Genomic DNA, 7,408 nt, shown 5'->3' with positions numbered 1-7,408 from the left:
ACATCCAGAAGCAGTCCGCGGGTCTGATTCGGCCCGGAGGAACGCTGGTGAGCGTCACTGGGCCGGTCGAAGCGCGGCCTACGGATGGCCTGGCAGTCGACTTCGTTGTCGAGTCTGATCGTGCACAACTCGGTGAGATCGTACAGCGGGTGCGGGACGGACGACTGCGGACGAACATCGGCAACATCGCCAACCTCGACGATGCCGTCGCTGCCCTCAACCCGACCGAACGACGGGGCGGCAAGACGATCATCCGCGTGCGTCCGTAGAGGACAGGCACACCTCCGGACAAACCATCATGAAGGGACAGCCCATGACCGACGCAACCGAAGCGACCCGCTACGTCTTAGAGTGTCCCGGCGAGGACGGATGCACCGACGGGAATGGCACCCTCAGCCAGGACCAGGCCGCCCTCATCGACGAGGTAACTGGTGATCCCCATGCGCCTGCATTCGACTTTATCAACGACGAGGAAACCGGCATCTACGAGGCGATCCTCGGCGACACCGTGGTCGCCGGCCTGCCCTACAACGTCGCCGGCGACGACCGACTCGTGCTGCTGGCCACCTCAGTGTTCCCCGAGTTCCGTAAACAGGGCATCGCCACCGAGGTGATCCGACGCGTCCTCAATGATGTCCGCGGGCAAGGAAAGACGGTCACCATCATGTGCCCGATAGTGCGCACGTTCATCGAGCACAACCCCGAGTACGCCGACCTCATCGACCCCAAGCACCCAGGAGTCAGCAGAGGGTCACATCGCTCCTAGACCAAACCCTGTGCCCGTATGCCCCCGCCATGGTCACCGTCCAACCAGCCCCTGATGATTCATTAGTGCCCGTGGCCGTGCATTCACGCATGCGCGGCCTCACCAATAACATGCCGGCCGCGGCCGGCCCTAGGAAGGATAAAGCTCATGGCAGCAACCTACAGAATTGGCTACTTCGTCGGCAGCCTGGCCAGCGGCTCCATTAACCGCACGCTGTCCAAGGCCCTCATCAAGCTAGCGCCGAGCAACCTTGAATTCACCGAGATCCCCATCAAAGATCTCCCCCTGTACAGCTACGACTACGACGCCGACTTCCCGCCTGAAGGACGCGCGCTGAAGGAATCCATCGAGGCCTGCGATGGCATCCTCTTCATCTCGCCCGAATACAACCGCTCCATCCCGGGGGCTTTGAAGAACGCCATCGACTGGGGTTCCCGCCCCTGGGGATCCAATTCGTTCGCCCGCAAACCAAGCGGCATCATCGGCGCCTCGCCCGGAGGCATCGGCACCGCCGTCATGCAATCCACAATGCGCGCGGTTCTGAGCTTCCTTGACGCCCCACAGCTGAACGCTCCGGAAGCCTACGTGCAATTCAAACCGGAATTCTTCGGCGATGACGGAGCAGTATCAGACGAGTCCACCGCAGCGTTCCTGCGTCATTACATGGACGAATACGGTGCCTTCGTGGAGCGGGTCCTGGCGGCAAACGCTCCCGGACATATCGGTGATACACATCCGGACGCCCAGAAGCTCTCCCGATAGGCTCCCCGACCACCGGATGTACGACGACCGGGGCCCCCAGGTTTCTGGCGGGAAGGCCGGCCGGTACCCTCGGCCCCGTGCCAGCGGTTACTGATGCCTTTGCACCCAAACTGACAGGTGAAGAGTGGTACTAGTGGCGCCCGGCCTCGGCCGCAGCATTCCGGTCGAGGTCGGGCATCAACGTTATCGCCACCCGATTGCGTCCAAGGGCAAGACTCTCTTACCAGCGTCCAGGGCATCTCAATCCGTCGAAGGCGCCCTCGCTAACGTTCATCACAATGAAGACTTTGGCAGGCAGTTCCCGCTGCTGCATTTTGGATTGGAACAGTTAGGTTACAACCATTGACTGTAACCTAACTTGATACTACTGTTGGTGGCATGCAGCGAGCCGCTAGGCCAGAGGAGACGATGACGTTGAAAGCCACCAGGAGAGGGACTCCGAGAACGTGGATTTCGGTTTGGGCGAAAAAGCGGACTGGAGCCCCCAGTGAAAACGCCTGATGCTACTGGCGGTTCTTACAGGAAGAGCAGCCCCCTGCGTTACGTCGATTACTACTCGACCTTGTCCTTTACGGACTTCATGGCCTTAGTTGAGTCTGGATGGAATGGCGACATCCATGACATCAGTGAAGGCGCATGATCTTCGGCAGTGACGAAACATCCGTTTAGATCGAGAACGACGAGTTGGAGGAAGCAGCAGGACATCGAGCTTCCGGCCCAGCACAAGCAGGCTTAAGCGACTTCCCCGGGCGCTTTTCAGGCCCCTCCCCCGGGGCAAAACAAACGCCGATACCGGATGATATGTCCGTGGGGGTGTGGGCCGGGCTGGCATGGGAGTTCGTCATCGGCCACATGTGTCGCAACGTTCTCGGGTGAGTCATGTGGGTGTTGGCCGACGCGCTCATGACATGGGTGAAGGAGGCGGCCGCCATAAAGTTCAACTTTGTTGGTTGGCTCTGGTGGCCATTGCTGGTCGGTCCCTGCTGGACAGCGTCACCCACAACGAAGGACGGAGCAAGCCGTCCGAAGTTCCAGCGCAAAGAAGATCCGCGTTCCCTCAGGTGGGGAGTGCGGGTGGCGTTTCGGAGTGCGTAGAACGGCAGATTGGGGGTGTGCACAATGTGCACACTTTTGCCGTCGGACTGGGTCGTGTTATGTCTCCGGACATGGGTGACAGTTCTGCATCAGCACATCGGTGACACTTCCGAGGTTCTTGGTGGTGACACTTCTACCGTTCTGATGGGTGGATGAGTGGAGTTGAGCCTGTTGATCCTCGTGTCCGTTTAGCGATTTCGCAGTGGCCGGCTGATGCGCCGCGTGGTGCCGTGACCTCGTTCTGTGCCGAGCATGGCATCTCCCGTAAGACGTTTTACGTGTTGTTGGGCCGGGCCCGGGCCGAGGGCCCGGCTGCAGCGTTGGAACCGCGGTCCCGCCGGCCGCGCACGAGCCCGTCCAGGATCAGTGATGAGACCAACGAGCAGGCACTCGGGGTGCGGGCGGCGTTGGAGCGCTCGGGCCTGGACCACGGACCGATCAGCGTGTTCGAGAAGATGAAGTCCATGGGCCTGGAACCGGTGCCCTCGGTCGCGTCGCTGGCCAGAATCTTCCGTCAAAGCGGTGTCGCGAGGCTGGAGCCACGGAAGAAGCCCCGGGCCGCGTACCGCCGCTTCGTTTACCCTGCCCCGAACTGTCTGTGGCAGCTGGATGCGACCGAGTACGTCCTCACCGGTGGCCGTAAATGCGTGATCTTCCAGCTCATCGATGACCACTCCCGTTTCGCGGTCGCCTCCCACGTCGCCGCCGGGGAAACATCCGAGGCCGCGATCGCGGTCGTGAAGAAGGGGATCGCCGCGCACGGCGTACCGCAGAAACTGCTCACGGACAACGGGGCCGCGTTGAACCCTTCACGGCGGGGCCATCAAGGCCGGCTCCTCACATACGTCACCTCCCTAGGCATCGAGGCGATCACCGGGAAACCGTACAAACCAACCACGCAGGGCAAGAACGAACGCTTCCATCAGACCCTGTTCCGGTTCCTGGACAAACAACCCCTCGCCGGGACCCTTGAACAGCTTCAGGAGCAGGTCGACGCGTTCGATCAGCTCTATAACACCGAACGCCCGCACCAGGGCCTGCCCGGGCGGATCACCCCGCGACAAGCATGGGACGCCACACCGGCCGCCGAGCCACCGCACCCGAAACCTGTCCCGGCCCTCCCACAGGACGGGACCCGTGGCAGTGGCCAGGCCACCCGCATCGCCTACCCCAACGGCAGAGTCACGATCAACAGCGTGGTCTACATGATCGGCAGACCCTACGCCCGGCAGTGCATCCACGCGCTCTGGGACACCGCGACGATCCAGTTCTTCGATGACCAGGGCACCCACATCACGTCCTTACCCCTGCCCGCCGGCCGGGACCAAAAGAGTCGGCAACGGCAAACCCCCAGGACGCACCGTGAAACAACCCACAACCGTCACCGAAGTCCAGATACACGAAATGTCACCGATCTCCTGATGCAGAACTGTCACCCATGTCCCGAGACATCACACTTTGAAGCTGGGAAAGTGCCGTGTGCACATTGTGCACACTTTGGCCGTCGGACTGGGTCGTACTGGGGTCGGACCGGGCCGGATTCCGCATGTTTCCGCGGGAGCCCAGCGTTTGCAGGGGCGGGAATGCAGTTCGAGTCCCACCTCGGGCACGCATAACCCCTCGTCAGAGGGGTTTTTGCTTTAATGTGTGGACATTGACCCCTCCGCCGTCCCTCTGACATTGGCGCGGTCTGTGGCTGGCGCCGCGGTGGCCTGTTCGGTCGTGTGGGTGGCGGGATCAGACCCTATCTGATGGGCCTTCCGCTTGCTGGAATCTAGGAGTTTTGTGTCCTTCTTTTTGTTGTTCCGGTGGCCAGTCGCCGGCCGTCACTCATTTGTGGCCCAGATTTGTGGTGACGGCACGACCAAGCCGGATCCTCTTTCTGGATTTTCATCGGATAGCTTTCTGCAAACCATGCAGAGTGCGCTCATCGCGTGATTGTCCGGCCAAAGGGGGTGTGGACATTGTCCACACCTTTGTCCACGGTCGGCTTTTCGACCTGCATTTTGGTCCCTTCCTGTTGGCTCTGCCGACACCACCTCATGAATTTCTCTGTTTCAGCGACATGACTTTGCGGCCCAGACTGTCGGTTTCTTAGGAAGTTCGCGTCAGCGGAAGCCTCTCCGGGGGTACCTGCAATAGCGTCAGCGTGAGTTCTACCCTGTGCAGCACCATTCGCCGCTTCGCTCCTCGTTCGGACGCACTGAAGCCGGCGAGGGTCCCCCCTGTCGTCCAACAAGCGAGGGCTCCAACTGTAGAATGAGGCGAAAACCAGAACCTCCCGCGTTGCGAGATGCGGGAGGTTCCGGTGCTTATGGGTGTCGCGTTGACGAAGGGGGCTCGCGGAGGCCTATTGATTGACCGCCCCGTAGGCAAATCGCCTGCCGGTTTGGATTCTTTAGGCAAAGGAAAGCCATTGCCGCTGTTCACTTCTTTGGCCGAAGGGAACCTCGAATGTTGGTACCACGGTGAAGGACCAGTAGTCGTGTTGGGTGATCAGTACACCCGCGCCCCCCATGAGTTGTGCCTCAAGCTCTGCGATTTCGATCGCTCGGCAGAGGTCGCTGTTAAGGGTGTCCGGATCGTCGGCGTCAACCGCCAGCGATGATTCTGATTCTTTGAAAATGGTCATCGTTCTGATCCGTCGTCGGGCATGCCAGCCTATTTCGCTGTCTCTGTGGAAACCTGTTGCGGGTGTGGCTGTTATCCCAGCTCACGCGTGGTCTTGTGGCTGGTTTCCGGCCCTGCAAAGGCCGCGATGGCGCCAAGGATCCCCACAGCCAAGCACAGCCATACTCCCGGCTGCCAGGAGCTTGGCCCGGCGCCAAGAGCCTGGGCGATGGTCGGGGCGAAACCGGCAGCCACCAGTCCGAGCATGAGGCCCACGGCCATTCCCGTGTACCGCACCTTCGAAGGAAATTGCTCGGCATAATAGGCGGCACCGACGCCGATAGCCATGCTGTAGAAGAGGCTGATTCCCAGGACCGCCGCGACCAGCAGAAGGATGACATTGCCCGAGTCGATAGCGTTGAAGAGGACGAACAGTGTGGAACTGGCACCCAGGGCGCCGATTATGTAGATGGGGCGGCGTCCGAAACGGTCCGCCCATATGCCCACTATGGGTGCCATGACCGCGGCGCCTATGTTGCCCGCGGACACCGCTACCAGCATGATGACGCTGGATACGCCATGGTTCTGCGTTACGTACGCCAGGGTGAAGACGTTGAAAATGGTCCCCACGACGTTGATGCAGCTGCAAATGAGTACGCGGAGCGTGGCCTTCCAGTGGTAACGCAGGAGGGTCACGATGGGCAGGGAATCCGTTTTTCCTTCCTCACGTACCTCTTTGAAGACTTCGGGTTCTTCAAGGTTCCGCCTCATGAGGTAAGCGACGATGGTCAGGACGCCGCTGAGGAGGAACGGAATCCGCCATCCCCAGGAAAGTAACTGCTCCTGTGGCATCGCGGCGAGGGGAAGGAAGACCAGCGTGCCCAGCGACATTCCGAGCTGCATGCCGCTCATGGAGAAGGCCGTATAGAACGCTCGTTTGCCGTCAGGGGCGTGTTCTACGGTCAGGCTGCTGGATCCCGGTACTTCTCCGCCTGCTGAGATGCCCTGCAGGAGCCGGAGAAAAACAAGAAGAAGTGGTGCTGCCAACCCTATCGTTTGGTAGGAGGGGAGGATACCGATAAAGAAGGTGGCGCAACCCATCAGGCCGATGGACAACAGTAGGGCAAGCCGGCGGCCCAAACGGTCACCAATGTGGCCCCAGAATATTGCACCGAATGGACGAGCGACGTAGGCGACGCCGAATGTCGCGACGGATACCAGAGCCCCCGCTCCACCGGACATGTCCGAGAAGAACACTTTGCCGAATACAAGGGCCGCGGCGGTGCCGTAGATGATGAAGTCGTAGTATTCCAGTGCGCTACCAAAGAATCCGGAGATAGCAGCACGACGCACCCTCCGGGCCTTTACTTGACCTTCGACGACTGCGATGGTTATTGACATTTTGTCTCCTGTCGTTTCTCTGATGCGTGGGCCGAGAGGGTGATGGGGTTTAGCCGGATGGTCTGCGGCCCGATGGACGAGTCGAAGGTGACCGCGCACAGCCCCTCGGGTCCGCCGTTGTAGATGATTTCGGTGCCGAGCTCTTTTGTGCTGGCGATATCGCCCAGCCACTTCTGGAGGTTGGCTTCGGTGCCGCCGATTTCGATGGATGTGACGCCGCCGCCTTTGACGTCGCCGGTTCCTTCCTGGATGGGTGCCAGGCTGGAATGCCTGCTCAGGTCCGAAACGTAGTAGAGGTTCGGCTTCCCCAGCCGCCAGGAATTCCAGAAATCGGGAGTATGAGGAATCGGCGGTTTATCCGCCGAGGGGACCATGGAGACCTTTCCGCCGGATATTCCTTCCATTGGCGTGAGTCCGTGGACTTTGGCGAATTCGTGGATCTCGTCTATGGAGTCAGTGCGAAGGCACAGTCCGGCAAAACAATCGCCGGAAGCTGTTTGTCGCTCCAGTTCAAGAGCCATGGGCCCGCGGTCCGTGATCATCCGATGATCAACGATGCTCTCTACTTCGATGTAGACGTGGTTGCCCAGTGAGATGATCTTTTGGCCCAGCCCCAGGCCGGGGAAGTAGCCGCCGTCGGAAGAACCGATGCCGGTTTGGCGGCTGAGTTCCACGGTCGTGCGGTACAGGTTGTCAGACCAGACAGCGATGTGATCGAGTGTGATCACTTATGGCTCCTTATTGATTCTTTGCGGGTTCTTTTGCGGTGGGTAC

At 60.4% G+C, this 7,408-nt stretch carries 6 protein-coding genes and 2 pseudogenes; 5 read left to right on the top strand and 3 right to left on the bottom strand.

Annotation, left to right across the window (positions count from 1 at the left end; translation table 11 throughout):
* The 5 genes and pseudogenes from AC1DRE_RS21450 to AC1DRE_RS21430 all read left to right on the top strand — a co-directional run.
* Positions 1 to 269, top strand: a pseudogene (locus AC1DRE_RS21450) (NADP-dependent oxidoreductase); the annotation flags it as partial.
* 44 nt (positions 270 to 313) lie between these two features.
* Positions 314 to 766 (top strand): GNAT family N-acetyltransferase, encoded by a 453-nt coding sequence (locus AC1DRE_RS21445; RefSeq protein WP_476986517.1) that lies wholly within the window; start codon positions 314 to 316, stop codon positions 764 to 766.
* Between the two features lie 147 nt (positions 767 to 913).
* Positions 914 to 1,528 carry an NADPH-dependent FMN reductase gene (locus AC1DRE_RS21440; protein WP_476986516.1) on the top strand — a complete coding sequence of 205 codons (615 nt, stop codon included), beginning with the start codon at positions 914 to 916 and terminating at the stop codon, positions 1,526 to 1,528.
* Positions 1,529 to 1,661: 133 nt separating this feature from the next.
* Positions 1,662 to 1,874 (top strand): hypothetical protein, encoded by a 213-nt coding sequence (locus tag AC1DRE_RS21435; RefSeq protein ID WP_476986515.1) that lies wholly within the window; start codon positions 1,662 to 1,664, stop codon positions 1,872 to 1,874.
* A 901-nt stretch (positions 1,875 to 2,775) separates the two neighbouring features.
* Positions 2,776 to 3,717: pseudogene (locus AC1DRE_RS21430) on the top strand (integrase core domain-containing protein); the annotation flags it as partial.
* Positions 3,718 to 5,021: 1,304 nt separating this feature from the next.
* Here AC1DRE_RS21430 and AC1DRE_RS21425 read toward each other — a convergent pair.
* The 3 genes from AC1DRE_RS21425 to AC1DRE_RS21415 all read right to left on the bottom strand — a co-directional run bounded on the left by AC1DRE_RS21425 (position 5,022) and on the right by AC1DRE_RS21415 (position 7,362).
* Positions 5,022 to 5,255, bottom strand: a complete 234-nt coding sequence (locus AC1DRE_RS21425) for a hypothetical protein (protein ID WP_476986514.1) — start codon at positions 5,253 to 5,255, stop codon at positions 5,022 to 5,024.
* Between the two features lie 71 nt (positions 5,256 to 5,326).
* The gene (locus AC1DRE_RS21420; RefSeq protein WP_476986513.1) at positions 5,327 to 6,634 is read right to left on the bottom strand and encodes an MFS transporter; all 1,308 of its coding nucleotides are present in this window, start codon (positions 6,632 to 6,634) and stop codon (positions 5,327 to 5,329) included.
* Complete coding sequence (locus AC1DRE_RS21415) at positions 6,625 to 7,362, bottom strand: VOC family protein (RefSeq protein WP_476986512.1); 738 nt, start codon at positions 7,360 to 7,362, stop codon at positions 6,625 to 6,627. Before AC1DRE_RS21415 ends, AC1DRE_RS21420 begins: the two co-directional genes overlap by 10 nt.
* Positions 7,363 to 7,408: the final 46 nt, after the last annotated feature.

It is taken from the genome of Arthrobacter sp. P4_H3 (assembly GCF_056400885.1).
This window is presented reverse-complemented; position numbering and strand designations above follow the sequence as displayed.

Excerpts from the sequence above, each read along its gene's own strand:
- AC1DRE_RS21425 (WP_476986514.1), bottom strand. The coding sequence starts at position 5,255 with ATGACCATTTTCAAAGAATCAGAATCATCGCTGGCGGTTGACGCCGAC.
- AC1DRE_RS21445 (WP_476986517.1), top strand. The coding sequence starts at position 314 with ATGACCGACGCAACCGAAGCGACCCGCTACGTCTTAGAGTGTCCCGGC.
- AC1DRE_RS21440 (WP_476986516.1), top strand. The coding sequence starts at position 914 with ATGGCAGCAACCTACAGAATTGGCTACTTCGTCGGCAGCCTGGCCAGC.
- AC1DRE_RS21420 (WP_476986513.1), bottom strand. The coding sequence starts at position 6,634 with ATGTCAATAACCATCGCAGTCGTCGAAGGTCAAGTAAAGGCCCGGAGG.